Source organism: Paenibacillus xylanexedens (assembly GCF_007676705.1).
Lineage (GTDB): Bacteria > Bacillota > Bacilli > Paenibacillales > Paenibacillaceae > Paenibacillus > Paenibacillus xylanexedens_C.
The window spans coordinates 2049355-2075574 of sequence record NZ_VEBF01000001.1; the positions used below are offsets into that span (position 1 = coordinate 2049355).

21 protein-coding genes are annotated in these 26220 nt (G+C 46.7%); 8 read left to right on the forward strand and 13 right to left on the reverse strand.

Annotated elements, in window-relative coordinates; translation table 11 throughout:
- Window positions 1-9 precede the first annotated feature (9 nt).
- From FS628_RS09220 to FS628_RS09265, 10 genes are all read right to left on the reverse strand, one after another.
- A complete protein-coding gene (locus FS628_RS09220) occupies window positions 10-1722 on the reverse strand; it encodes a cache domain-containing sensor histidine kinase (protein ID WP_186327750.1) in 1713 nt (570 codons plus the stop codon).
- A 272-nt stretch (window positions 1723-1994) separates the two neighbouring features.
- Window positions 1995-2885: a hypothetical protein gene (locus FS628_RS09225; protein ID WP_145321037.1), complete on the reverse strand. Its 891-nt coding sequence runs from the start codon at window positions 2883-2885 to the stop codon at window positions 1995-1997.
- 222 nt (window positions 2886-3107) lie between these two features.
- On the reverse strand, window positions 3108-3839 hold the full coding sequence (locus FS628_RS09230) for a nuclease-related domain-containing protein (RefSeq protein ID WP_145321039.1): 732 nt from the start codon (window positions 3837-3839) through the stop codon (window positions 3108-3110).
- A gap of 277 nt (window positions 3840-4116) precedes the next feature.
- A complete protein-coding gene (locus tag FS628_RS09235) occupies window positions 4117-5010 on the reverse strand; it encodes an NAD(P)-dependent oxidoreductase (RefSeq protein ID WP_145321041.1) in 894 nt (297 codons plus the stop codon).
- A gap of 113 nt (window positions 5011-5123) precedes the next feature.
- On the reverse strand, window positions 5124-7457 hold the full coding sequence (locus FS628_RS09240; protein ID WP_145321043.1) for a helix-turn-helix domain-containing protein: 2334 nt from the start codon (window positions 7455-7457) through the stop codon (window positions 5124-5126).
- Window positions 7458-7511: 54 nt separating this feature from the next.
- Complete coding sequence (locus FS628_RS09245; protein WP_145321045.1) at window positions 7512-9602, reverse strand: alpha-amylase family protein; 2091 nt, start codon at window positions 9600-9602, stop codon at window positions 7512-7514.
- Window positions 9603-9612: 10 nt separating this feature from the next.
- Window positions 9613-11154: an extracellular solute-binding protein gene (locus FS628_RS09250; protein ID WP_145321048.1), complete on the reverse strand. Its 1542-nt coding sequence runs from the start codon at window positions 11152-11154 to the stop codon at window positions 9613-9615.
- 81 nt (window positions 11155-11235) lie between these two features.
- A complete protein-coding gene (locus FS628_RS09255) occupies window positions 11236-12117 on the reverse strand; it encodes a carbohydrate ABC transporter permease (RefSeq protein ID WP_076332971.1) in 882 nt (293 codons plus the stop codon).
- A 40-nt stretch (window positions 12118-12157) separates the two neighbouring features.
- Window positions 12158-13111, reverse strand: a complete 954-nt coding sequence (locus FS628_RS09260) for an ABC transporter permease (RefSeq protein ID WP_145321050.1) — start codon at window positions 13109-13111, stop codon at window positions 12158-12160.
- 4 nt (window positions 13112-13115) lie between these two features.
- Complete coding sequence (locus FS628_RS09265; protein ID WP_186327751.1) at window positions 13116-15131, reverse strand: alpha-amylase family protein; 2016 nt, start codon at window positions 15129-15131, stop codon at window positions 13116-13118.
- A 277-nt stretch (window positions 15132-15408) separates the two neighbouring features.
- On the opposite strand from FS628_RS09265, the gene FS628_RS09270 reads away from it, so the two are divergent.
- From FS628_RS09270 to FS628_RS09280, 3 genes are read left to right on the forward strand one after another with little or no spacing between them, the layout of a single operon-like run.
- On the forward strand, window positions 15409-16530 hold the full coding sequence (locus tag FS628_RS09270; RefSeq protein WP_145321054.1) for a GerAB/ArcD/ProY family transporter: 1122 nt from the start codon (window positions 15409-15411) through the stop codon (window positions 16528-16530).
- Window positions 16502-18004, forward strand: coding sequence for a spore germination protein (locus FS628_RS09275; protein WP_145321056.1), 1503 nt, complete (start codon window positions 16502-16504; stop codon window positions 18002-18004). The genes FS628_RS09270 and FS628_RS09275 overlap by 29 nt, the downstream gene beginning before the upstream one ends.
- Entirely contained in the window at window positions 18001-19164 is a 1164-nt protein-coding gene (locus tag FS628_RS09280; protein ID WP_145321058.1) for a Ger(x)C family spore germination protein, read from the forward strand. The genes FS628_RS09275 and FS628_RS09280 overlap by 4 nt, the downstream gene beginning before the upstream one ends.
- 89 nt (window positions 19165-19253) lie before the next feature.
- Here the strand turns inward: FS628_RS09280 and FS628_RS09285 are convergent, their stop codons facing one another.
- On the reverse strand, window positions 19254-19583 hold the full coding sequence (locus FS628_RS09285; RefSeq protein ID WP_145321059.1) for a hypothetical protein: 330 nt from the start codon (window positions 19581-19583) through the stop codon (window positions 19254-19256).
- 251 nt (window positions 19584-19834) lie between these two features.
- Between FS628_RS09285 and FS628_RS09290 the strand changes: the two genes are divergently transcribed.
- On the forward strand, window positions 19835-20371 hold the full coding sequence (locus FS628_RS09290; RefSeq protein ID WP_145321061.1) for a hypothetical protein: 537 nt from the start codon (window positions 19835-19837) through the stop codon (window positions 20369-20371).
- A gap of 102 nt (window positions 20372-20473) precedes the next feature.
- Here the strand turns inward: FS628_RS09290 and FS628_RS09295 are convergent, their stop codons facing one another.
- A complete protein-coding gene (locus FS628_RS09295) occupies window positions 20474-20755 on the reverse strand; it encodes a hypothetical protein (protein WP_145321063.1) in 282 nt (93 codons plus the stop codon).
- A 165-nt stretch (window positions 20756-20920) separates the two neighbouring features.
- The gene (locus FS628_RS09300; RefSeq protein ID WP_145321065.1) at window positions 20921-22219 is read right to left on the reverse strand and encodes a galactokinase; all 1299 of its coding nucleotides are present in this window, start codon (window positions 22217-22219) and stop codon (window positions 20921-20923) included.
- Between the two features lie 276 nt (window positions 22220-22495).
- Here FS628_RS09300 and FS628_RS09305 point away from each other — a divergent pair, with 276 nt between their 5' ends.
- Genes FS628_RS09305 through FS628_RS09320 form a run of 4 tightly spaced genes read left to right on the forward strand, consistent with a single transcriptional unit; the run spans window position 22496 to window position 26154 of the window.
- Window positions 22496-23752 carry an MFS transporter gene (locus tag FS628_RS09305; protein ID WP_145321067.1) on the forward strand — a complete coding sequence of 419 codons (1257 nt, stop codon included), beginning with the start codon at window positions 22496-22498 and terminating at the stop codon, window positions 23750-23752.
- A 59-nt stretch (window positions 23753-23811) separates the two neighbouring features.
- Window positions 23812-24738, forward strand: coding sequence for a DUF2268 domain-containing protein (locus FS628_RS09310; protein ID WP_145321069.1), 927 nt, complete (start codon window positions 23812-23814; stop codon window positions 24736-24738).
- Window positions 24713-25483 carry a MerR family transcriptional regulator gene (locus FS628_RS09315; protein ID WP_145321071.1) on the forward strand — a complete coding sequence of 257 codons (771 nt, stop codon included), beginning with the start codon at window positions 24713-24715 and terminating at the stop codon, window positions 25481-25483. The genes FS628_RS09310 and FS628_RS09315 overlap by 26 nt, the downstream gene beginning before the upstream one ends.
- Window positions 25483-26154, forward strand: a complete 672-nt coding sequence (locus FS628_RS09320; protein WP_145321073.1) for a metal-dependent hydrolase — start codon at window positions 25483-25485, stop codon at window positions 26152-26154. Before FS628_RS09315 ends, FS628_RS09320 begins: the two co-directional genes overlap by 1 nt.
- Window positions 26155-26220: the final 66 nt, after the last annotated feature.

The following is a 26220-nucleotide window of genomic DNA, read 5'->3' on the forward strand; positions in this document are numbered from 1 at the left end:
CTACTCCTCTCAGTCACCTGAATTTCCCGGCATGAGTCCCTCACCAATCTGATAAGGCAAACGTAGACGCACCAGCGTACCCTCACCCACAGTCGACTCGATCTGTACACCGTAGGGTTCGCCATGAATCAACTCAATTCTTCGAAGTACACTCCGCATACCAATGTGCTGGCGTTCGTCATCCACATGTGCCACTGGCGTCATAATGTTTTCAATGACCGATACATACATGCCACAGCCGTTATCTGAGATCTCAATGATGAGCAGATCCGGTTCTCCCTCATGCCCGTTTTGCCGCGAGCAACGAATTGCCAGATGACGGTTGTTCCTTTTGTCCGAGAAGGCATGAACAAAAACATTCTCCACGATGGGCTGAAGCAACAGTCGGATCACCTGACAGCGAAGCAATTCATTAGGAACGGTAATTTCTATCGACAAAGCTTCCTGATACCGAGCCTGCTGAATCTGCAGGTAATGATCAATTTGCTTCATCTCATCCTGTACGGTCGTTAGTCGCTGCACGGGCTCCAGCGTATACTGCAGCATCTCCGACAATGCAGTGACCAGGCGAGCCGATTTTTCATCGCCAAGCATATAGAACTTCCAGAAAAACATGCTGAGTGTGTTATACAGAAAATGGGGATTCAGCTGGGCCTGAATGGCTTTGAGTTCGGCTTCTTTTTCACTGAGTTCCCGTTCATACACTTCATGGATCAGCGTATCAATCCGGGACGCCATCGCATTGAATCGTTCACCGATGAAGCCGAGCTCATCCCGGGTCTCAATCCTTACCCGTGTATCAAACTGTCCATCACGGACTCTTTTCATCGCATTGACCAGACTCGCCAGTGGACGCAACAGTCTGCCGCTAATTACGGTAATGATAAGCCATGAGCATAATACGCTCGCTACCGCAGAGAACACGGCAACTTTTACAATGATCTTTCCCTTGTTCTGAATCTGAGCGAGTGAGACCTTGCTGACCAACGTAAAGCCCGCTTTGTCTGACGTTTGTTTCGTATACAAGTGGGTTGTTCCCAGCTCGTCCCTGATCTCGGTCGCCCCTAGGCTTAGCTCGGTAAGCGGTGGTGGATCTGCATCCTGATTATGAAAGGCATAAAGAAGCTCACCATCTGCGTCAAACAAGTAGACAGCCACTTCCTCATTCAGTCGCAGATCTTTGAGATAAGATTCGAACAACGAGGTGTTAAACAGAATTAACATGACGCCATAGGTCTCCAGATCAACAGACCGCATTAATCGTCCCGCCAGAATCCAATTGGATTGTTCCTCCTGCAAGAAGGCATCCGGCCCCAAACGATTCCAACCATATTCGCCGCCCGTTCCTTCCAGTCTATGAACCATTTCTGCAAGATAGGAAGGGTCCATCTGTTGAAACGAGCCAGCAAAGGCGCCGAGATTAAATATGTTTTCCTTCAGATCATATATGCGGAGCCCCATGATCTCCGGTGCATCCAGCCTTACCTGATACAACTGATCATCCAGTTCATCTTCCAGCTTCATCTGATCATAGGACGAGATGCCTGAGGTCTGTGCTTTGATGGCATTTTTCACGGAGGGATTCAGTGTGATATAATCGGTGACTTTGTACATGTCGTGTACCCTGGAATCCAGACGTGCAAGAATCTGCTCTGCGGTAAGACTATACTGGCGACTGACCTCTTCATTGAACAGGTCGATATGGATGCGATAGGTGATCAACCCTGTGATTCCGGAGATTAAGACCGTTGCGGTAGATAAAAACAAGATTAGCTTTGTTTTAAATTTAAAGCGTTTACAAAAGTTCATCCACCACATCTTTCACGCACCTCACCTATATTCCGTACATGTCTTACTCCTAAAAACATATCATACACCTATTGGAAAAAACCAGAAAAACCCTGACCCCGCTTCAATCGGTAGTCAGAGTTTGAAGGCATGTGATCCAGACATGTTCCCGGGATGATCCAGATTAACTCTGGATCATGGCATTTTTATTCCCCGTAAATCTCTTTGATCCGTTCTTCCTCATTTGTAGACAACACAACATTAAGCAACCCCATGACATTATTGGCATCAGTCCTCGTAGTCTTGTACATCTCAGCAAACGCCGCTTCATCCTGCTCCGGGTCCATCTCAGCAAGCTTGCCCCACGAAGTGCGAGCCTTATCGTATAGGGTAGTCAATGTGATGTCATAAGGATGCTGTGCAACAGGTGCCATGGATTCAAATTTCGCGGTAATGCTGAAGAAATCCTTGGAATCCTGGAACGATGTACTGCTGTAATCCTTATTTTTCATCGCATCTTCGGTAATCAGCAGACCTTCACGGGCGATAAATAGCGTTTTCACCATGGCACGTTCCAGATTCGTTGCTTCTTCCCAGGTTACATAAGATTCGTCAGGTGCTTGTACGGTTGTGAAAAAAGGAAAGGCATCATCAATCAATCGCTGCGAATCGGAATGAATCGGTACCCCCGCATTCATGTCCACAACGGCATCGCTATAGTTGGCCACATTAATATTTTTGGAACCTTCCTCACTGACCCGACGCACCGGATGATCCGTAAGCGGGATACGGATATAACCAAGCTTATCGGCATACTGCTGCTTCAACTCTTCCAGTGTGGAGTCCTTTCCAATCTTGCCGTCGTCAGCTGAAGAAGATTTTTCTGTAGTTGAACCTGTCTCCTCACTCCCACTCGAACCAGTTGCTGCGGTTTCTGTTACAGTAGCATTCGAGCTGCTTGTCTCCGACGAAGTAACTTCTGTACCCGAAGCAGACTCTGGCGATGACGTCTCTTTAGCTCCACCACCACAAGCTGTCAAAATCGCTGCCAAACTGACCATGACAGTGAGTGTCTTTATCATATCATTCCATTTCATCGTATGATCTTCCCCTTATCGGTTGTATAACTTACAACAATATCCTTTCAGATAACATGCTTGATTCACAACTGGACATGGTCTACATTCTATCACAAGTAGAAAATCGGTTGTATACGACGATATACCTGTGTCTAAAGCCTTTTACTATCCCTATATTAACTACCACCGCAACACAAAAACACTGTCGCCCATATGGACAACAGTGTTCGTGAAGCAAGATTATTTGATACCTTTGGCCTTCTCCATGTGTTCTGACCGAATCTGAGGGTCCGTGGAATTGACCGATGAGAGCAGAGCGTAGATCGCCTGAATATCCTTCTCTTGAAAGACTGTTTCGGGAACTTCAGTCTCAAGTCGTTCTGTCTTACGCTGAATGGTCTCTACCAATTCATGGTCGTAGATGATCAATTCATCCGAATTCACATATCTCACAGCAGGATCAACACTGATACGGCAACGGTTCGTGAAGGTGACCATGGAGACGAGACGTACTCTTTTGTAATCTCCGAGATGTGCATGAATCGCTTCAACATGGGCACGATGCTGCATGAGCGGATTGTACATTTTGACCCGGCTGCTGCTGACCGACCAATTGGCTTCTCTTCGGCCGCCGCGGATCTCACCTGTCGTCAGATTCCGGGTTTCGATGACGAAGATTGCCCGCGGACCGATCACGACATGATCAATCTGCGAATAACCGGAGCGTGACTTCGGATTGGTAACAAGTAAGTCGTTCAACACTTTATATTCACTTGGGAGACCAATCAGCTGATCTGATGTACTAGGCTCCTCCGGCTGGCGTGTCCATTCCCCCTCCGCTTTTTTCTTGCGCTTACTACGGACCATACGCGGGGGAATGGTTGTCGTCGATGGTAACGCTGAAGCGGAGGCTGTAATCTGGTTCGCAAGCTCTGGCTGTGTCTTGAACAGAGACAGGATTTTCTTGAACATGGGCAAGCTCCGTTCTATTGTAGTGTGGGTTACGGGTGACCATTACAGGAGGAATAACATCCTTTGACACATTCATTATGTAAACTTCTATTACTTATGTCGGATAAAGAGGGGGAAAAATAAAGGGAAAACGATCAAAATCTCTCCATTATGCAAAGTACATATGAACATTTAACCAATTTTGTGACTTTAGACGCATAAACAGGCCGGAAATTGAAAAAAAACAGCGCAATCTTTTCTGAATCGAAAAAGAATTACGCTGCTGTTCTCTTGGATGTTAAGCCTGAAGATAATAGGTGTAGAGTACCTGTGTACCTTTCTCATCCAGACCATTATTCGCTATTTCCTGATATAGGGATTCGGCCAGAGCCAGCCCAGGCGTTTTCATGCCCATCGCTTTTGCAGACTCCAGTGCAATTCCCATGTCTTTGATAAAATGTTTCACATAGAATCCAGGCTCATAATCGCCTGCGATCATGCGCGGACCGAGATTGCTGAGCGACCAGCTTCCGGCTGCACCGGTAGCAATGCTCTTCAGCACGGTCTCTGCGTCCAGACCAGACGTCTTGGCATAGGCGAGTGCTTCGCATACGCCCATCATGCCAGAGGCAATGGCAATCTGGTTGCACATTTTGGTATGCTGCCCGGCTCCTGCCTTGCCTTGCAGCACAATGTTGGTGCCCATCTGCTCAAACAACGGATGAACGGCTTCAAAGGCCTCCGAACTACCACCAACCATAATGGATAACTTGGCGTTCTGCGCTCCGATATCGCCGCCCGACACAGGCGCGTCAAGTGCATGCAATCCTCTGGCTTCAGCAGCTTCAAAGATTCGTGCAGCCAGTAGCGGACTGGATGTCGTCATATCAATCAGATATGAACCCGGTTTGGCATTGGCTACGAGACCATCCTCCCCGAGATAAATCTCCTCCACATCTTTTGGATAACCCACCATTGTGATGATGACATCACACGCGGCAGCCAGTTTGCCTGGTGTGTCATGCCATACGGCACCTTCCTTCACCAACGCTTCCGCTTTGGCAGCGGTTCGCGTGTAGACATGCAGCGGGTATCCTGCTTGCTGGATGTGCCCAGCCATGCTTTTACCCATCACGCCTGTACCAATAAAGCCAACTTTCGTCTCTCCAGGTGCCTTCGTTGTATTTGTCATCGCAGGTTTCCTCCCTATTTCTCTAAGTTTTGTGAGGTGTTTGTTCTGAGATCGATAGCTATATCTGTATGTTAAAGCTTTCGTACCCCGCCGTCTATCTTTTGTCTCCAAATCTAGCGAACTGACATGCGGTATTGGTTCGGGGACATATGAACGAAACGTTGAAACGCACGGTTCAAATTACGTTCAGAATAGCCTACCTTTTCGGCAATTTCCGTAATGGTACAATCGGTGTCCTTTAGCAGTTGCTTTGCTTTTTGCACTTTCATATTCATCAGATATTCGATAAAGGATACTCCCATCTCCTTCTTGAAGAGCCTGCTCAGATAGGAGGGGCTGACGTTCACGAGTTCCGCACAATCCGAGAGGGATTGAACACCTTCAGGCTGAAGGTTAAGGTGCTCGCATACACGCTGCACAATATGACGGGATGAATGTGTACGGAGATCTTGACTGATCTCTATGCATAGCGGAAACAACACACCGATAAACCAATCATGCATCTCTCGTGACGTCTGATTCTCCTGCAACTGATCGAACAGATTCCCACCAAGCCGTTCAAGCATGCCTGGTCCTTTGGTTTCCATATATTGAATAATGGCCGACAACAGCATGTGGTAGCCCTGGATCATGATTGTATACGATTCGGAACCACGGACCCTTTTGGAAAACCTGTGAAGTACATCTTCAGCTTCGGAAAGGGTGCCATTCCATAATGACTCCATCATCTCCGTCTCCATCTCTCGCGGATACATAAACACCGGATTTCGCTCGATCGCTACAATATCTTCGTAGAACAGTACATTCTCCGCATCGTCAAATAATCGGTATTGCAGCGCAAGCTGTGCTTCCCTGAACGACTCTGCTACAGTTTCAAGTTGAACTGACCGGCCCACACCAACCGTAGCAGAGAAGGAGAGGTACTGATTCAGAGCGTCATGAATATCCTCTGCATAGCGACATACCCTTTGCCTTATATCAACAGAAGACATCTCTGCATCAAAGTGTAATATTGCTACGGAGTCACTATCATTTTTATCCACCACGTATCCTCTAAGATCATCATTCTGACTGAGCAGTTCATCCATTACATTTTTCAAAGCGAAAACAATGACGGGACCTTCACTTGGTAAAAAACGTTTCTTCTTCACCAGATTCTCTACTTTCACCACCAGCACAATGTACTGTCCTTCGGTTGAAACATCATGTCTGGCGCATTCCTCAGCAAACGGAGTGCCTCTCCATGAACCGCTGAATTGCAAGAGCTTCTGAAAGAAACGATCACGCAAATCAGGTTGTATGCCCTCAATATAACGGTTAAGCTTCTCCGTCTGGTCGTTGAGATAACTAAGTGAAGACCTGATATATTCAATTTCGTTCCCTTGGGGAGCTGACTCCTGCCCATTTCTGCGCAGATGTTCTCCGTAACGCAGCAACTGTTGAATTGGATTATAGGCTAGCCGTGAGCTGAACCAGGTAAGCAATAATCCAACGAACACAAAGATGGACACACAGATCAGGATTAATACGCGAATCCAGTTCAACTGGGCAATCATCTCCCGCTCGGGCAACTGGGACACATAGGTTCTTCCCATGGATGCTCCCACATAAGCCACAAGTTCATTACCCTGCTCTCCCTTCAGTACGTCATGCCCTGACCTTTCCCTCCCCTCCAGATACGCAATCTGCTGTAATATGGCATCATCAGACGCCGCTGTACCAATTGCCTTGGGTCCGTCTGTATGCAAAATAATTCGTTGTTCTGAATTCAAGATCGCCAGGGACTGATCTTCCAGACTAACGGAATAACTTCGTAGCAGACTTCGCAATGCCTGTTCTTTCATCTGCAGAATGATCACACCACTGGGTGGCCCCTGACCCATGATCGGCAGTTGTCTCACATAGGAGATATAACCCGCCTCTCCGGACCCAGGCAGATACATCCATCCTGCCCCTTGGCTTCCTTCAAGCGCGACCTTCATATCCTGCTTCTCTCGGTAATCTACCAACGGGACCAATCCATAGTAATGGGATAAAACCATATCCGTTCTGCCGTCAAAATAGATCATTTCTTCAATCAGATTATTGGTGTTTTTGTGAAGTTGAAACAACTCCAGCAGATCCAGATGCAGAAAGTAATCGCTCTCATAATTGGCATTCCCCAGTGCATTACGCATCAAGGGACCACTGGCGAGCTGCATTGATTCATGCTCAATATTGGTCAGAATATTCTCGACCCGGTCTTTGAGCAAATTAAGAGAGGCCATGTTGTTATCCTGAAACTGCCCGGTCAACTTGATCATGGAGAAATGATAATACGCACTTCCGGCAAGCACCACCGGAATGACCACCGACATGCAGCCCAGCCAGATCAGCCTTTTCAAATACCCATTCGTTGCGAACCAGCGATCCAATATGGATTGGACGGTATGCATGATACGTCTCATGGAATCACCCCCGTGTGCTGCCTTATGCTCATTACCCTCAACTATTAGGGTTCATTATATCAAGAGCGGTATGCGGATACACTCCCAAACATCCAATCGGGGAACGTTTATTTTCAATTCACCTTCAACCCATTGCGTTTTCAGAAGATTTCCGGTAATTAGGGCTTCCGCTTCTCCTGCAGGTCTCCCCTCACCAGAGCCCACCGTAATCCCAATATCATGGAGCGGAAGGACGGAAGACAATGGTCTGCGTCCTGCTCCGTTGACCAGATGAATAAGCAGCTCGTCATCTTTGCGAAAAACCGTTAATTGTAGTCCCGGAATGGCTGTTACGGATACCAATGCCTTTCCATCCAGCAGAAGGTCTACGGCGTTAGCGAAGAGTCTGAAATGTTCCTCCAGCTTAAATTCCTGGATTAGACTGCTAAGCGAAAAAGGGAGATAACACGCCTTCCCCCCTCCAAGTGTACGAAGCAGTGCCAGCGGCAGATCCGTCTGCTTCACAGCCAGTGAAGCCCGTTCAGGAGGTGCGCCGACACTTTCCAAGGGAGAAAATGGAGGCACCAATGTTGCCAACACCTGTACATTTGTATCGATCGGTTGGCAGTACATTACCTTGCCGCGATGGGGGATAAGTTCAGTCTCTTCCAGTTCACGCTGCAATGGGTTCGTACCCTTAGGTATGTCTTTGCCTACAGGTGCCGAAGATTCGAAGCGCAAGTAAGAAGCGAATAAATACTCGCTTTCCTGCATTTCCCCGGTAATACCGAACAGATCAGCCAAAAGGGACTTGCTCTGCTTTTCTTCCATGGGCAACTGCCCTTCTGCAAACACACTCCCTCCTTGACTCACATATTCATGTAATGATTTTGCAAAATCAGGCGGATACGTGCATCCTTCAGGCAAAAGAATGACCTGGTACCGATGCAGATCCACGCTTGCCAACTGTTCCGGCAGAATTATCTCAAACGGAATTTGCTTATGAATCAGCGCTTCAGCCAGACCTTCCGCAGAACGATCCGCATTCCATAGTAATGCTACCTGACATATTGGCTGTGCACCGTCCATATATGAAGCAAGTTTTGCTGCATCCGTGTTGACTTCTCTCACCGTACGCAAGATTCGCTTATCCGTAATCGTATCCGGAATCCCGGTCAGGGAGTGCCAGAGTTGGCCTCCATTGGCCGGAATCTGTGAGAGCCAGAACCGGTACTCGGCTGGTGGAAGCCCCGTGTGGCGCCAGTCCATCCCCGGACAGGAATGAATGATTCCGAAGGGATCCGGACGTCCAGGAACGGAGCGCCCTACTTTGATACTAAGCGCCGGCTGCCAAAATTCCGGTATGCGCGTATGTCCCAGTGACAGAACATCCTGGGGCTCCGTGCAGAGCATATCCGTAATGGAAACCCTCTTCTCCAGATGATCCCGGTGCAGATTATAGTACAGAATCATTGGTATCTCTGGACGGATCTCCTTAATCTCCTGATACATCCGTCCCAGATTATCATCGAAGCAACGTGCAGCAAAATCGTGCTCGAGCTCGGCAGATGTTCCAGGCAGGTCCGCACCATATAGACCTTTGTATTTCTCCTGACATTTGGAGCATTGGCAGAAGACATAACCGGGGGCGTTAAAGAAAACACCGTCAATCTCATAACGTTCCAGCGCCTCCCGAATGACTGGAACAGCCAATTCCTCGTTCCGATAACCCCCGTTAATGCAGGTCGACATGAGAAGCGGCCAAGCACCCGGGCGTGTAGCCCCAATAATATCCGGTTGCCCTCCTTCCTTACGTGCAAACCATTGGGGCCGCTGCAGATAGACGGAGTCCTCTGCCTTGCTGAAATCAAAGCGGGCGATAAATCGAATTCCCCGCTGATGACAACTGTCGATCAACTCCCGCAGCAGATCACTGTCTCGGGGCAAATAGTCATTATGCACATGATATTTCACTTGGGATGAATACCAGGCATAGATCCCACCGGTATTGAACACCATCGCATTGGCGCCCATCTCCATGATCTGATCTGCAAGCTTTTCGGGATTAATCTTAGCCGTATCCTTGACCTGCATATTCGGCTGGATGATACGTAGCGGCTGCTGCCACCAGGGACGATGTTCCTGCTCAGTTATTGGGCTCTTCATCGCTTCTCCTCTATTCCGTTATTGTAGGTTGATTGAATTGATCGTACGCTTTGGCCATTTCCTGGTACGCCTGCTTGATGTCAGGCTGATTATTCAATTGGTCTACATAGGCTCTGAGTTGTTCCACACTGGTTTGACCGACAATCGTCCGGGTTAGCATGGAACTGTATTCGTCTGCGTATTTAGGCCATGTTTCTCTCCATGCTTCTGAAGTGATGACTCGATAGAAATCAATCTTGCCTATCTCATCAAAGTTCTCGACTTCCTTGATTTTGGCATCATTATAAGCCTTGTCACCAGAAGCACTGATCACCTTGCCCCATTTGGCGTAAGCGAGCACACCCGCCCCTTTGCTGGTCGTATTCACTTCCTTAACTCCCTGTTCCGTCAGAACCTTCTGACCGTCCTGTTCTGTATAATGAACACCTTCAATTCCATAGTAAGAGAAATCCGTCATCTCCTGAGAAGCCGTCATGTCAAAATACTTCAGAAGCTGCTTCACCTTCTCTTCCGGCACCTTTTTCGAAATATAGAATCCACCAGCTACGCCGGTTTCCAGCCCGACTGCCGCATCTCCATGAGGACCCGTCAGGGACAGATTCAGAATCTTCGCATCCGGTTGGCCGGATTTCTTCATGGCCTGCTCCCATTCGTGATCCCACCAGATTGGACGTCCGTAGGAAGCGGCCCGGTTGGTCTTGAAAAGTTCCTCAGCCTGGCTTTCTTTCATGACGGCATACTCTTTTGATAACAATCCATCCGCATACAGTTCACGGAACCACTCAATCATCTCGATATACTGAGGTGTTAAGCCGGGGCTCATCAGCCCGCCGTCATTATCATAGGTGGGATTATAAGCTCCGAATCCCGCCTGGAACATTGCTGGTGGATTGTTGATGAACAATAAGCCGACGGTATCCTTATTTCCGTTGCCGTCCATATCACTATCCACGATCTTTTTCAGGACTTCCCTGTACTCTTCGAATGTCTTGGGAATCGGCAGATTCAGCTTCTTCAGCCAGTCCTCCCGAATCTTCAGCCCTCCATCAATACGAGAGCGGGAACGCGGCACCGCATAGATTCCTCCATCGACTGTCAGATACTTCAGGGCATCGGGTGCCAGATTCTCCTTCAGATTCGGATATTCGCTGAGATCTCCAAGGAACGGCTTCAAATCCCAGAACGCACCATTTTGAATGGCAGTAATCAGAGTTGGACGAATCTGATTCTGGTAGGCCACCACTTCGGGCAGATCACCCGAAGCGAGCAGCAGATCCAGCTTCGTATCCAGATCTCCCGACGGTACCCATTCGATGTCCAACTTGGCGTTCGTTCGTTTCTCCCATTCGGTCCAATATTCATTGTCCATATCGGGAATCTCATTGTATAAGCCTGCAAACATCTTGATATTCAGCGTCTGATCTCCCCCAGATTCCCCTGTACCTGGATTAGTGGCTTCTCCCGATCCACTGCTCCCGCTGCACCCGGCAAGCATGGAAACGGTCAAAAGAATGCAGAGCCAAGTCGTCCATCGTTTATTGAGCTTGTGCATTGTTATTTTCCTCCCCTAAAATCCTTTAGTAAGCGTTTGCATATTTATTGATAAACATTTTGTTTATTCACTTTGTAACCGTCACCCTTTGACCGAACCAATCATGACCCCTTTGGCAAAGTGCTTCTGCAAAAATGGATATACGATCAGGATCGGTACCATCGCCAGTACAATGGAAGCCATTCGAATCGTCTCCTGCGGCACAACACTTTCGTCACTGGCTCCCGCCTGAGCCACGGCGACCGAATTCGAATCGATTACAAGAGTTTTGATAAGCAGCTGAAGTGTCCATTTGCTAGAATCGGATAGATAGATCAGTGCATTGAAATAGGCGTTCCAGTGCCCCACTGCGAAGAACAGCGTAAACGTCGCGATGGCTGGCATCGATAACGGGATTATGATGCGGATGAACGCCGTCAGGTCACTGCATCCGTCAATCTGTGCCGCATCCTCCAATTCGGAGGGTAGCGATTCCAGAAAGCTTTTAATCACAATCAGGCTCCATGCATTCGTCAGTCCAGGCAGAATCATGGACCAATATGAGTTCAACAGCCCCAATTCCTTCACAAGCAAGTAGTTGGGAATAATGCCGGCACTGAACACCAAGGTGAAAATGACCAGCCCCATGATCCACTTATGACCGGGCAACGACTTCTTCGTTAAACCATAGGCCATCGTGAAGGATACGATAATATTCAGTATGGTGCCAACCACCGTAATAAACAACGTGCTTTTGAAAGCGTTCAGGAAGCTATTCGTTGATAAAATGTAACGATACGACTCCAGCGACCATTTTTCCGGAAAAAGATAAAACTTCAGCGGCACATACACTTTCGGATCGGTAAACGATACGCTGAACACGTACAGAAACGGGAAAATGCAGGCTAGCGAGATCAAGGCAACCAGGCTGTAATTGATCCAGTCAAAGAGTGTCAGACCTTTTTTCTGCACAACAAAGCTCATTTCTTATCCTCCTGTCCAAAAAGAACAACGACCCTCCGGGTTAATAGATTCCCTCATGTCCAAGTCTTTTCACAATTTTGTTGGCAGCCACAATCAGGAACAATCCGACCAGCCCTTTGAACAGTCCTACGGTAACTCCGATGCTGATCTTGCCTTGCAAAATGCCATACGTGTAGGAATACGTATCGAATACCTCCCCTACCGGGCGCACCAAAGGGTTCATCATCAGCAGGATCTGTTCAAAACCGGTATCCGCCATGCTCCCAAGGCGTAGAATGAGCAAAATGATAATCGTAGGCCGAATGGCCGGCAAGGTAATATGCCAGATCTGCCGAAAACGTCCGGCGCCATCCACAACCGCAGCTTCGTAACGCTGAGGGTCGACCCCCGCCATCGCAGCAAGGAAAATGATCGTCCCCCAACCGGCTTCCTTCCACATGCTCTGGGCGGTAAGTAAACCCCAAAAATAATTAGGTTCGGATAAAAACGAAATCGTGTCTTTCCCACTCTGCGCAATCAGTTTGTTCACAATGCCCACGTCGGTGGAGAGCAGGAAAAACGTCATGCTTGCAACAACGACCCATGACAGAAAATGCGGTAAATATACAATGGATTGATTAATGCGTTTGAACGTCTCATGACGGATTTCATTCAGCATCAGTGCCATCAGGATCGGCAGTGGGAAATGGAACACCAGCGCGATCAGATTGATGGCGAGTGTATTGCGCAGCATGATATAGAAGTTGGAACTGCCAAACAGTTCATTGAAATGCTTAAATCCCACCCATTCACTGCTCGTAAATCCAAGGAATGGATTGTAATCCTGAAAGGCGAGAAGCAGTCCCCAGAGGGGAACGACTTTGAATAATAAGAAGTACAACAGCCCCGGTAGAATAAGTAAATAAATCATCCGGTGTTTGTACATGCGCGATAGCAGACTGCCGGATTCCAACTTGCCACTTGAGCGTCTTATTGTCTTTAACTGGGTGTTCATCGGTCTACGTCACCTCTCTCTTCGAGGCATGATCCATGTCCATTACAATGGCCTCATACCGTGCCAACATAGGGAGGCTAATCCTTGTTACACTTGCCTCTTGCTTGATGGGAACAGCCTTGGACGAACATAGGGAGTACGCATGTATGGATGTGCCGATGTTGTTAAGTTCAATTACAAGGTCGTATAGCGGTAACGCTTCCATATATGTCGTGCCATTGAAACCGGACAAGTTCAATAGCTGAACCAACAGGTTGCCATCTTCCATTTGGTTCAGGAACAGCTCTACACTGGCTGGAAGGTCTGTTCTCAATGAGCGTTCTCCAATGAACCGATCGAGGATATCCGTCACTGCATGTTTGTGATCTTCGAAACCGTGTTTGTAATACAACGCACCTGGATTCCAACCGTAATAGATGCCTGCCCCACGATCTACATATTGGGTGATCCCCAATCCGTAGCTCTCTCCCATCTGATGACCATAGGCCCGCTCCGGTGGACCAAAAGAGGCTGGTTCGATATAAGGCATATATCGCTCCGTATGCGATGGATTGAACTGTATCCGCGAAAAACCGCCGCTGACCGTAATCCACTCCCGATCCTTCAGACTGGGAAAGAGATCGTTGTCACCTACATGCAAGTAGGCGGCAGGCAGCATATCAACATCCCCTGAGTGGACAGCCCCAAACCATTCCTGCAAACATTGCGCATCATTCTTGAAGGCATTGCCTGTAGCAAGCAGCGCTACTCCCTGACTTTGCACTTCTTTCAATGCTTCTAATGTTAGTGGCTCAGGACGTTGCAACCCGGGCAAGATCACTACTTTCACTGCGGCGAGTTTATGCGCCATGGCTGCAATCTGTTCTTCCACGATGACATCAAACAGTATGTGGGCTTCTTTTAACATTTTGAAAAGTCCTAGATATTCCCTTCCCGCCCCAGCCGCTGACGGTTTGATCAAAATGACTTCTGCCATGGAAGCGAGAGGCCCATAGATATGTTCATGGTCTGCATGATAGCGGAAGATACGCTGTGCCACGGCAAAGTTCCTTCGATCCGGATATCCCTCAAATGCCCCAATGATACAGAAGTCCAGCCCTGATCCGTTCGCGATATTCTGAAGTAACCGCACTTCAGTCTCATACGGAGAAACACCTGTAAACCGGTAGGTCAGGTCGATGGCATTGATGCTGCAATTGCTGATCAGCTTGTTATCCCAACTCTGTACGACAGAAGATACATTTTCAGAAGCAGAGTACTGCCATAAAGGCAAGGCACGAGTAAGTGATGTGTTGGATTCCTTACGAATGATATCGACCTGGTGAGGATGGTAGGTGCTGATTGCCACATGAGGCCAGCGGGATTTGACCAAGTCATGGATTTTGCTGAGAATCTCTCTGGAAGTGAACTCCTGAAATTGAAGATACGCTGCATGCAGCTCATGCTCAGGGCCTGTATAGTCCAGTAGCTCACTCCCGCAGATCTCTTTGAAACGACGCTGACAATTGTCACAGTAACAAGGACCATAATAGTTACCACTGTAATCCCAGTGCTGATAACCAAACATATTGAAGAAAATGCCATCCACCGGATACTTCTCCAATACTTCCGTGATGGTTTCGAGCGATTTTTCCTGCTGATACGCACCGTTCAGACATGTGTGCACTATGCCAAAATAATTCACTTCTTGTCCTTCACGATCACGATAAAACCATTCCGGATGTGCTTCAAAAAGCGATTCATGGGCTTTGCTGAAATCAAAGCGGGCAACAAACTTCATATCCAGCTCATGTGCCTTGGTGACGGCTTCCTGAAGCACATCCGCATGAAGATAAGGTGTGACGTATTGGTGCTCCAATGTGGAAGGATAGAAGGCAAAGATGCCTCCCGCATTCATCATCAACACATTGGCTTGAAACTCCTGAAGTTCTTTCATCAACAGGTCCACATTCATCCCCGCATCGATCTCACGGAGATTGTTCTGAATCAGGCGAAGCCGGTTTGAAGACCACCAGTTCATTCGCATCGTCCTCCTCTTGTCTGCGATGTACTTTAACCGTATACCTTGGATGACAGGCACAGTAGGGACATTTTTTGCAGAAATCGGTTAGGAAATATATGTCTGTTCTACAGAGCCAATGAACAGTATGAAGGCATACACGCCAGATATGGCAGACAATAATTGTCCGGTTGCTACTTTGCTCAGTTTTTTGATTCAAAAAAACTGAAAAAGGAATCAACTTCCTATATGCTGTACAACCTAACGGAAACTTCCTTCATTGGAAAGGAGGATTCCCATGAGTCGTGAAAAAGGTCAAATTACCATTTGGTTGTCCTTTTCCATCATTTTATTAAGTGCCGGGCTCGTCTCTCATGTCTTGTCTGTTCCAGCGATTCTCGAAGCTGCAGGCAGGGATGGATGGTTATCTGTTGTGGCGGCTGGCCCCTTTTTCATGTTGTTTCTAGGTATGATGTACATCATTATTCGGCGTGTACGTGGACAGCGATTAACAGATTGGATTACGCGAGAATTCGGTGCTGTTCCTTCCTGGATCTTCCGGATCTCCGCTTCCATTCTACTGTTCACGCTTGGCACACATACGTTGTATGAGACAACTAACTGGACCGTGTCTACATATCTTCAATTCACGCCTCCCTACGTTCTGGCCGGTGGCGGAGCACTGGTTGCCGCGTGGGCGGCAGCTAAAGGTATACGCTCCATTGCGATGACTTCCAGTCTTCTACTGCCTTTTGTAGTTCTGCTCGGTTATTTTGTAATGTCCGCCAATATGAAATATAAAGACTACAGCCTATTGTTCCCGATCATGGAGAACGGCATGGGGCCCGTCTGGCGGGGCATGATCTATTCTCTTGCCGGACTTATGGAAATCTGGATTCTCATGTTGTTCCAACATGAAGTCAGAGGCAAAATTCGGTGGTGGTATATTCTGATCCTCGGCATTTTCATGCTCAGTATGGCTATCGGACCAACCATCGGAGCCATTGTGGAATTCGGTCCTGAAGAAGCAGCAAAACAACGAAACAGTCCCTATGAGCAATGGAAACTTGTGAATCTCGGCAAGCTGCTGCAACACGTTGATTTTTTGTCCATCTATCAGTGGCTTAGTGGTTCTTTCGCAAGAGTGGCCATATCTATGTATCTCATCGTGGATCTGCTGAATTTCCGCAGGCCGAAGAAACGATATATCGCTATTCTCACCATCACTGTCATCATGAGCTTCATGGCGATGCAATGGTGGCGCATTGATTATGTGGATTATTATGTGGATCATATTCAGTTCCCGGTCATGCTCGCCTATGTCTCCATCGTTACCGTAATATTGACCATTGCCGCATTAATCCATAAAAAGGACAAGGAGGCTCCCGATCATGCCGATCTCAACCCAGCCCAAGAATAATCCTGACGTTGAACCGTTCCGAATGAACGAGCATAACCTGAACACCTTTTTTGCCGGATCTGACGACGTCATCATTAATAGTCACATGATCGGAGAATCTCCGATGCAGATCCTTATGGTATATTGCAGCGGTATGGTGGATAGTGAAGCGATCTATGATATTATTCTCCCGGAACTCAAACGAACGTATGAGCACACACACTTTTTCCGTACGTCCGACATTGAGAAATGCATCAGCCTGCAATGGACCCGGATGGATCTGCAAGATCCGGCATTCGGAACCGAGCTGATGTCTCTCCGTGTTTTTGAAGGTCATATGTTGATCTGTATTCCTTCCCTTCAAGCCATGTGGAGTATTGATATTTCCAACATCCCCACTCGAACGCCGGAGGAATCGACCACCGAGGTTTCGATTCGCGGAGCGAGAGACGGGTTCATTGAACCGCTTGCCGTGAATATCGCTCTGATACGCACACGTCTGCGTACGAACCAGCTTGCCTGCAATATCGAACTGATCGGTTCACGTTCCGCAACCAAAGTAGCCCTGATGTATATCAAGAATATCGCCAATCCGGAGCTGATCGAAGATGTCCAGGACCGGTTGCGCAAGATAGAGACCGAACGCATCTTGACTGCCAATGAACTGGAAGAATTGCTGTCGCCTTCGAAGATTACTTTGTTTCCGGTCACCCATTATACGGGCAGACCTGACTTTGCTGCGGAATGTCTACTGAACGGACGTTTCATTCTTATTGTGGACGGCAATCCCAGCGCCATTATTGGGCCAGTCAATTTGTTTCTTTTACTCAAATCACCGGAGGATGCCAGCTTTCCGTTCCTCCCTGTGAACGTGGGGCGGATGCTCCGCTTTCTGGGTCTGATAATCACCGTGTTCCTGCCCGGATTCTATATTGCGCTGACATCTTTTCATATGGATCAGATCCCCTTTCCTCTGGTTGCAACGATATCGGTTGGACGCATGGGACTTCCGATGGAATCGGGGATGGAGATGTTTCTCATTATGCTGCTGATGGAGCTATTTCGTGAGGCAGGGGTACGTTTACCAAGTGCCATCGGCCAGACACTGACTGTCGTTGGAGGTCTCATTATCGGAGATGCCGCCATTCGAGCCGGGATGGTCTCTCCACTCATGATTGTCATCATCGCAGTCACTGTTGTAGCGGGAGCAACCATTGTAAACCAGGTGATGACCAGTTCCGTGCTGATCCTGCGCTTCCTTTGTTTTGTCCTGGGAGCTTCCCTCGGCATCTTTGGGTTCATCCTGTCGTTGATTCTGTTCCTCATCTACCTGACCGATCTCAAATCATTTGGCATTCCGTATCTCACGCCGTTAACACCCCTTCATTTCAAACAAGCGATAGCTTCATTATTCAAACTGCCAAAAGGACTCGGTAAACGTAGACCCGTCTATCTCGAAACCCAGGAGCCTCGCAAGAAAGGGAACGGACGATGAAGCGTTTGTGGCGGCGATGTATACTGGGTGTGTTAAGCCTATCGATGTGTGTGATGACGAGCGGATGCTGGAGTGCTTTTGAGATTCAACAGGTGGACTACGCCAAAGCCTTTGGCATTGATTACAAAGATGGCATGTATCATCTGTATGTACAAACACTGGATTTTGCGAGTGTTGCCAAAAGTGAGAGTTCTACCAAAAGTGCAGATACGCCGCCTGTATGGGTCGGACATGCCGAAGGGAAAACCATGAGTCTGGCGCTGAACGAACTGTTCCGTACGGCTCAACTGCACATGGCTTGGGGGCATGTTACCGCCATCGTCATGGCCGAAGGGGTGCTCACCAGCAAACATATCAAAGAAGTCTTCGACATGCTGGGACGGTTCCCAGAATCCCGTTATACAACCTGGGTGTACGGAACCCGCGAACCACTGGAGAAAATTCTGAGCGCGACGTCCATCTATAATATGTCGCCGCTGGATAGCATTCTTCACAATCCGCTCCCGACTTATATGGAAGAATCGTTGTATCCGCCCGTGCTTAGCTTCAAGCTTATTGCAACGCATAATGATCCAGCTAGCACGACATATCTGCCAAGTATTGCATTGAACAATACCCAGTGGTCAGAGAACCAGAAGAAACATGATTTGTTTCTGATCGAAGGGGCCTTTTTTGAAAGGACAAGTGTTGACTTTGAGTTCCTGCCACGCAGTCAGCTCCCCGGTTATCACTGGCTAATTAAGGACATGCGGCGTGCCCCCTTGCTTGTGCAGAAGGATGGAACGATCTATGGAGCACTCAGTGTAGGATTGCCGAAGATCAAAATCAAACCTGTCATTCAGGGTGAAGAGGTTAAGTTCAACATTGACGCCAAATATCTAACTGCCCTGTACGAATATCTGGTACCCACCTCTTATGAAGAGATGATCCAGATTAGTGAAGTGAAGTTGCGCGAGCAGATCATGCAGACCTATCGTCACGGCCTTGAGCGTGGTGTGGATATCTATGGCCTTCAGGAGAAGTTGTATCGCAAAAATCCAAAGCTCTGGCGCAAGTTATCAAACAATGGGAGCAAGATGATGCTTACCGAAGACTCGATCCAGGATCTGAAAATCCATCTCACCATCCCGTATACAGGGAAATATAAAAGAAAAGTGTAACAAGAACGCGAAACACCCCTTGTCCGTCTGGAGCCGGATAAGGGGTGTTTGTGTTTTTAATTTTTGATAAGAGAAAAATCCATTTTTCTTTAAAAACCAAATGTTAATCCTAAATATTCGACTATGATCCACGTAGCAGGCCAAAGTAATGGAACATGAACAACCCAGTAAGGTGCTTTGAATCGTCCGTTCTCGTAACTAATCCCACAATAGAAAATTGCAAATAATACGCCCAAAGGATATGTAAAAAGAATTTTACCTAATAAATCACGGGAAGTATCGTATGTATGCGGAAACGGTGCAGCTAGAGACATACCCAGTCCGAAAAGAGCTATAGGCCAAATTAACAAACTAATTCCATACAAAACTAAAAATAACAATAAATAATTGAACAGCTTCTCATTCTTCCTCTTACTCATGTACCCTCCTGATTTCCTGATCGTATCGCTCAGCTTAATAAGCTTTATCAGAAGATTTTACAGTATATATATGGAAATATAAATCCTTCGTTCCTTATTGATTATTAAAAAGACCTCCAACCATTGGCCTTAATACTCCCCTAAGAATTAATAATCCTTAATGTTAGTCACTACTCTTCGCTTTATTTACATGCATAATTACCAATTTACGGCTCATACTACCATAAGTAAATTATCGAAGGAGTGACAGCATGAGGTTAAAAAGTATCATCGCCGTTGGAGCCGTGTTAACTTGCTCAACTTTGTTATGGGGATGTGGTAACGGCACTGCGAGTAATGTATCCCAGCAGCAAAATGACACTGTTCGGTCTGAAAGTTGGAACGATCCCAAACGACTGGAAGCTTCCCACCTTGAGGCGCTTGAGCGTATGGAGAAAGATCATATTCACCGGATGGTTTCGCTTAGCGCAAGTATAGATGGAGACAAAGTGATGACTACGCTTGAACGGTCGAGCCAAAAGTTGGAGGAAATGAGACCCCTCGCTGAGATGCTCCAGCATGAAGGGCATCCAGCACTATTACAGCGAATTCAGGAGATGTCCGGTGATATCCAAGGTTCCAAATCCGTCATTGCTGAGATGAAAAATTTGCCTCAGGACGGTAAAATTAAGATCCAGTCTGAGAACTCCGATTCTTTGCATCACATCAGCAGCTTCCGCGATTACCACCAGTACGTCCAGGGACAAGTACAATCTTTAGACCGTAAATCTATGCAAATGTCCAACTAATCTAAAATAGTTCAAAGAATCGTGAAAGTCGGAACGTTAAAATCCGATGATTAGCGGTTCTTTTTTATTAATATCATAATGTTATACCCCTTCGCTACAGCTTCATCCCACCCACAACGACACCCAGATGAACACGCTAAATAACAAGACCGGCGTAAGTGCACCTGTGGTTAGGATGATCCAAAGTGTCGCGGGCTTGATCCTTTGGCAGTATGCATCGACCTTGCGCATCCGATCTTTGCGCCACTTGGCGAACCTGAGTTGTCTGATCATCCGATTGAGAACTATTTGCCGCTGCTCACCCTCTTCGAATTCATTGATCGCACGCCGCAACTCCTCGTATAATTGAGCCTCTTCCTGCCCAGCCGCTGTAGGTATAGTCATCTGATCCTTCCTCCCATGAGAACATTATTGAGATACAGCCACTATTTAATTAACACGGTAAGGACCTTCAAAGTTTGGAGTTTATCAAAAAATGAAAAACCCAAAAAGCCCGGGCATGGCCCGGACTTCGTTGAATCATGTTAGAACTATTTATCTAGGTGCTTTTTAGCCCGCGTTAGGGATCAAAGCATTCAGACATACTGCGCCTTGTGCACGCACATTAACGACGATAATCGGCGTGTCCAACATGTCGTGCATCCAGGACATATACTCTTCTACTTTTTCATTCGGAAGGATCGTCAGAATAACCCCAGCGAATCCGCCACCATGAATCCGACAAGCGCCATCACCCAGGTTTTGCAGATAATTCTCCGTCACAGCCAGCGCAATGCCAATCTCTTGCTCCTTCACAGCACCACTCTGATATACATTCTGCAGCCACTTCCATGAGGAGTTACCAGACGCTGTAATCAGTTTCAGGAAATCAGCAAAACGTCCATCCCGCAACGCCTGAACCTGACCATCGACACGATTATTTTCTTCCAGGAAATGAAGTGCACGCAGCACGGCACGATCCCCAGCAGCTTCACGAACCTTCTTGAGGTTGGCATAGATTGCGTCAGCTGTAATTTCCCGAACATACTCGCTGCCCAGTGCCTGAGCAACCGCTCTCATCTCATATGGCACAGCAGCGTAATCTTCCGTCAGATCGGCGTGGTTGCCACCTGTATTCACAATGACCAATGAGTAACCGTTCTGTTGGAAATCCCATTGAACAGGCTCGATAACCGGCTGTGCAGGATTCTCAAAATCAATGGCAATCAGTCCTCCGTACGCACAAGCCATCTGATCCAACAGACCGGAAGGTTTGTTCCAGTAGTGATTCTCCGCATACTGACCGATTTTGGCCAAGGTTACAACATCCAATGCTCCATCATTATAGAAGTGATTCAAAATCGTACAGATCAGCATCTCAAATGACGCCGAGGAACTCACCCCTGATGCCGAGAACACGTTACTTGAGAGGTACGCCTGGAAGCCGCCTACCTTATATCCGAATTCTCCAAATCCTGCAGCCATACCGCGAATCAATGCTGTTGTGCCATCGTCTTCCGTATTTGGCGTGAGATCTGTGAGATCGATTACATATTTCTTGTCATAGCCTTCTGAGTAAAACGTAATAACCGACTCCGCAGTTGGTGCTGCCACTGCAATCGTATCCAGCGTAATGCTGCCCGCCAGCACTTTACCATGGTTATGATCCGTGTGATTGCCACCAATCTCGCTGCGTCCTGCAGCGCTGAACAACTCGCTTCCTTCTTGCGCGCCAAAGTGCTCTTCGAACGTTGCGTTCAGCTTCGTGTACCGTGCAGTCTGTTCCTCTACTTGTGATTGTCCATACATTTGGGCAAGCAACGCTTGGCCCTCCGTGGATTGGATCAGATTCAATGGTTGTGTCGTCATTAATAATCCTCCTATGGATATGCAGCTTTTATTTTTAGACTGTCGGTGAACATGGTTGTCGCGTCTGTTTCACGCCTTATTCCTCTCCCATTATCTCAGCTTCGTAGCGGAAAAGGTAGGGTAGAATTAAAAGTTTGTAAGCGTTTTGTGAAGTTATTTGTTGTAAAAATAGGATTGAAAACCATTTTACAATAACTTAAAGTTGCATTAAGTAAAAACACATTATTTTCCAACCCTAATGTCGCCATACATTACATCTTATTGGTGGAGGGAACGATGAAAATGAAGTCGAACTATACCAAGTTATTCGGTGCATTTTCGCTTACATTTCTGGGGGATGGACTTACACTTGCAGCGGTCCCTTGGTTAATTTCCACACTAACGAGCGATACGCTGTATGCCTCTGTCACTATGACGGCACTTCGTTTACCATGGCTTCTCTTCAGTCTGCCCGTGGGTGTTCTCATCGACCGATACTCACGCAAACATATGCTGATTGGGGCTGGCTTTACGCGAATGATCCTTCTCCTTGGACTGACGTTATGTATCTGGGGAGGATGGGTGAGTATTCCGATTCTGGCTCTGTTCATGTTTGGTATTGGCCTGAGCCGAGTCGTATTCGACAGCACGGTGCAGACGATCATCCCTCAACTTGTAGATGAAAGTAAATTAGAAAAAGCCAATGGGCAATTCACCGCGGGACAGTTAATCACAAGTGATATTCTGGGCGTTGCTCTGGGAGGGTTCATTATAACCCTGCATATTGTTTTTCCTTTTGCCATAGACGCTGTAACGGCTGTAGTTGCTCTGCTTTTTTTGATCAGTTTGAAGGGAAACTTCTACCCCGGGGATACGGAAACAACCAAGAAGGAAACTCGCCCGATGAAGAATTGGAAACGAGAGATGTGGTCCGGTATTCAATATGTCTATCGTGATCGTTTTCTCCGCGGACTAGCGATTCTGTCAGTCACCATTACGCTGATGTATTCGATCATCCTGGCTACTCAGATCTTCTTTGTACGAGATGTGCTTCAGTTGGATGCTTTTGCATTCGGTATCCTCATCTCCATTGCAACGATCGGCAGCATTGTGGGGAGCCAAGCTGTTGCTTATATGCGTAACAAATGGAGCACAAAACAATTGATTATCTCCTCCATTTTGTGCATGGGAATCATCTACGGTGTGGTGGGTTTTACTACAAATGCGTATATGGTAGGCGGACTGTACTTCTGTGCTGCATTTTTCATCATTGTCTACAATGTTACCCGTTCATCCATTCTGCAACGTTCCGTTCCTAATGAGATGCTTGGCAGAGTCGGAAGCGTGTTTCGCTTTCTATCCTTTGGCATCAGTGCCATTGGTACGCTTCTTGGCGGATTATTGGTGCGGGTTAGTGAAACGACTTTTGATCGTGTATTCTCGCTCCAACTTCCTTATCTCTTGTTAAGCCTGATCTATATCCTGTCTGGTCTGATATTCGCTATGAAGATGCAGAATCATTCAGATAGCCAGCAGCGTAACATCAACGCTTGACTGTTACGTTAGGTCATACTTGATAATGATCTCAAGCTTATAAGAAGGAGAGATTAAGGATGAAAATTACCGCGTTACGCTCAGATCAAATCTATGAGGAGATCATCCAGGCTGCAATCGATGAGAAATTAGAGTTATACCGCGAGCTTATGATGAGTCCATTCATGAACAAATGGAACATACAACAAATCCCGTTTCAATCTCAAGAGCCTCACGGCTTCGATGTGATCATGATGAATAACTTTATGAATATCGCTCCAGCAGATATTACACCTGAAATTAACGAATCGTTAGCAGCGATTTCTTCTGAATCATTTTGGCAACAGTGTCATGAAGCTGTTCGTACGAGTCTATCCACCTTCACAGATCACGGAATTGAGCTATCGGTCTCCGAATATCTATATACGATTTTGTTAGGCGACAAGAATAGCCCTTCACTCAATATGAACGAAGGCATCAGCGGAGATGGTGGAATCCCGGGTTACATTATTGCGAACCTGATCCCCAATAGGTATACTCTACCTCGTATGCAATCCGTGTTGGCCCATGAATGCAATCATAACGTGAGGTATCAATATATCCAGTGGAATCCTCAGATTACGCTTGGCGAGATGGTTGTTAGCGAGGGGCTGGCCGAGAGTTTTGCGACATCCCTGTATGGAGAAAAGTTGCTAGGCCCCTGGGTAGCCAAAACGGACATGGAGACATTGAATACCTTAATCAAACCCAAGATTAAAGACCAGCTGCATGTCACCGGTTTTGACCAGATTAATCCGTATCTATACGGCGATGAACTTGCCATAATGCAAAACTTCACGCCTGTAGGTATGCCCTATGCGGCTGGCTATGCCTGCGGCTATCACTTAATCCAATATTACCTGAACAAAACAGGTACACCGATCACCGAAGCAACCATCACTCCGGCAAGTGTTATCCTTGCTGAAACAAAGGACTTTTGGAATGAAGACACCCTATTTCACCGTTAAAGATATCATTCAGATTACAGGCATCACCAAACGCGCATTACATTATTACGATAAAACGGATCTATTAAAACCAAGCAAAGTTGAGGACAACGGCTATCGCTATTACGATCAAGAGGCACTGGGGAATCTGCAAATGATTCTTTTGTTCAAAGAAATGAATTTCACATTGAAAGACATTGCAGCCATGATGCAACTCTCCAAAGAAGAACAGAAAGATATCCTGAGAGAGCATCGCAGTACACTCGTTCAACGCAAACAAAAGCTCGAAACCATCATCGACCAGTTGGACGAGTATGTGGATGGGACGGATATCTCTCATCTTCATCTGTTTGACGACTCTTCCATTCTGTCCATTCAAGAACAATATGAATCCGAGGCGAAGTTTGTATATGGAGATACCGAGAAATATCAGGAATTTGAAGCTAATGTGAGCGAGCTGTCTGTGGAAGAGCAAGAAAAAGCCTACCAGCAGTTCTCGGTCAACATGGAGCAGGTATTTCGAGAATTGGCGAAGCACCAGGATCTGTCTCCTGCTTCTGGTGAGGTACAAGCGTTAGTGTGTGAATGGAAGGGTTGCCTGGAGCAGTTTATGGTCTGTGATACAGAGATTCTGAGATGTATCGCGGAGACCTATACGACAGATCGTCGCTACGTGGGTTATTTTGATCAGTTTGGTGATGAGGATTTTTTGAGTTTTTTGTATGAAGCGATTATGGTTTATGTGGAGAGTGAGGAGGTAACTTGATGCAAATGTTTCTTCATATGGCTATACACTTGATTACGGGCGGAACGATTCTATTACTTTTTCTAAATAAGCGGTTATCTCTTACTAAAGACTATATAATCACTATTGTTTTGGGATCTATTATTGCTATCACTCCTGACATCACTAAGTACTTTGGTGATATATTGTTACATTCTCTTGCTATGGTTCCCTTAATTGGAGCTGCATATGGCTGGATCATCTATAAAACCTTAAACGTTCGGTTCTTCTGGGCATGGATAAGTACGATGGCCACATTATTCATCGGGCATCTTCTTATAGACCTTCTTGGTAATGGAATTAATTTGTTCTATCCTTTTACGAACCAAGAACAGAATTTCGCAATCTTAGGATCAAATAATGAACTCATCATTTCTGCTTTGTTAGCCATCGCCACTACAATCACATTAATCTATAAAAAGGTTAAACCCATTGCAATAGTCTCATTAGTACTAGCGGCTTCATTTGTTGTAAGCTTAGGAATTTCTAATGCAATAATAAGTTATTCTTTGCAACAACGTTACTCCTTCAATGATCCACAATATATTATTGTCTATCCAGATAACACCCCATTTCACTGGAACTTTTATGTAAGGATTGATGAACTCACTATTATTTCCGGCAAGGGAAGTTATTTCACAGTGACAAAATGATTAAAACAATTATTATTATTGAAAAGACTCAATTTGAAGGTCTAAATGTACTCAAAAAAAGCTGTA

Excerpts from the sequence above, each read along its gene's own strand:
- FS628_RS09265 (WP_186327751.1), bottom strand. The coding sequence starts at position 15,131 with ATGAACTGGTGGTCTTCAAACCGGCTTCGCCTGATTCAGAACAATCTC.
- FS628_RS09300 (WP_145321065.1), bottom strand. The coding sequence starts at position 22,219 with ATGACGACACAACCATTGAATCTGATCCAATCCACGGAGGGCCAAGCG.
- FS628_RS09280 (WP_145321058.1), top strand. The coding sequence starts at position 18,001 with ATGAAGCGTTTGTGGCGGCGATGTATACTGGGTGTGTTAAGCCTATCG.
- FS628_RS09305 (WP_145321067.1), top strand. The coding sequence starts at position 22,496 with ATGAAAATGAAGTCGAACTATACCAAGTTATTCGGTGCATTTTCGCTT.
- FS628_RS09275 (WP_145321056.1), top strand. The coding sequence starts at position 16,502 with ATGCCGATCTCAACCCAGCCCAAGAATAATCCTGACGTTGAACCGTTC.
- FS628_RS09235 (WP_145321041.1), bottom strand. The coding sequence starts at position 5,010 with ATGACAAATACAACGAAGGCACCTGGAGAGACGAAAGTTGGCTTTATT.
- FS628_RS09285 (WP_145321059.1), bottom strand. The coding sequence starts at position 19,583 with ATGAGTAAGAGGAAGAATGAGAAGCTGTTCAATTATTTATTGTTATTT.
- FS628_RS09230 (WP_145321039.1), bottom strand. The coding sequence starts at position 3,839 with ATGTTCAAGAAAATCCTGTCTCTGTTCAAGACACAGCCAGAGCTTGCG.
- FS628_RS09310 (WP_145321069.1), top strand. The coding sequence starts at position 23,812 with ATGAAAATTACCGCGTTACGCTCAGATCAAATCTATGAGGAGATCATC.
- FS628_RS09270 (WP_145321054.1), top strand. The coding sequence starts at position 15,409 with ATGAGTCGTGAAAAAGGTCAAATTACCATTTGGTTGTCCTTTTCCATC.
- FS628_RS09245 (WP_145321045.1), bottom strand. The coding sequence starts at position 9,602 with ATGAAGAGCCCAATAACTGAGCAGGAACATCGTCCCTGGTGGCAGCAG.
- FS628_RS09240 (WP_145321043.1), bottom strand. The coding sequence starts at position 7,457 with ATGAGACGTATCATGCATACCGTCCAATCCATATTGGATCGCTGGTTC.
- FS628_RS09225 (WP_145321037.1), bottom strand. The coding sequence starts at position 2,885 with ATGAAATGGAATGATATGATAAAGACACTCACTGTCATGGTCAGTTTG.
- FS628_RS09260 (WP_145321050.1), bottom strand. The coding sequence starts at position 13,111 with ATGAACACCCAGTTAAAGACAATAAGACGCTCAAGTGGCAAGTTGGAA.
- FS628_RS09320 (WP_145321073.1), top strand. The coding sequence starts at position 25,483 with ATGCAAATGTTTCTTCATATGGCTATACACTTGATTACGGGCGGAACG.
- FS628_RS09315 (WP_145321071.1), top strand. The coding sequence starts at position 24,713 with ATGAAGACACCCTATTTCACCGTTAAAGATATCATTCAGATTACAGGC.
- FS628_RS09295 (WP_145321063.1), bottom strand. The coding sequence starts at position 20,755 with ATGACTATACCTACAGCGGCTGGGCAGGAAGAGGCTCAATTATACGAG.
- FS628_RS09290 (WP_145321061.1), top strand. The coding sequence starts at position 19,835 with ATGAGGTTAAAAAGTATCATCGCCGTTGGAGCCGTGTTAACTTGCTCA.
- FS628_RS09255 (WP_076332971.1), bottom strand. The coding sequence starts at position 12,117 with ATGAGCTTTGTTGTGCAGAAAAAAGGTCTGACACTCTTTGACTGGATC.
- FS628_RS09250 (WP_145321048.1), bottom strand. The coding sequence starts at position 11,154 with ATGCACAAGCTCAATAAACGATGGACGACTTGGCTCTGCATTCTTTTG.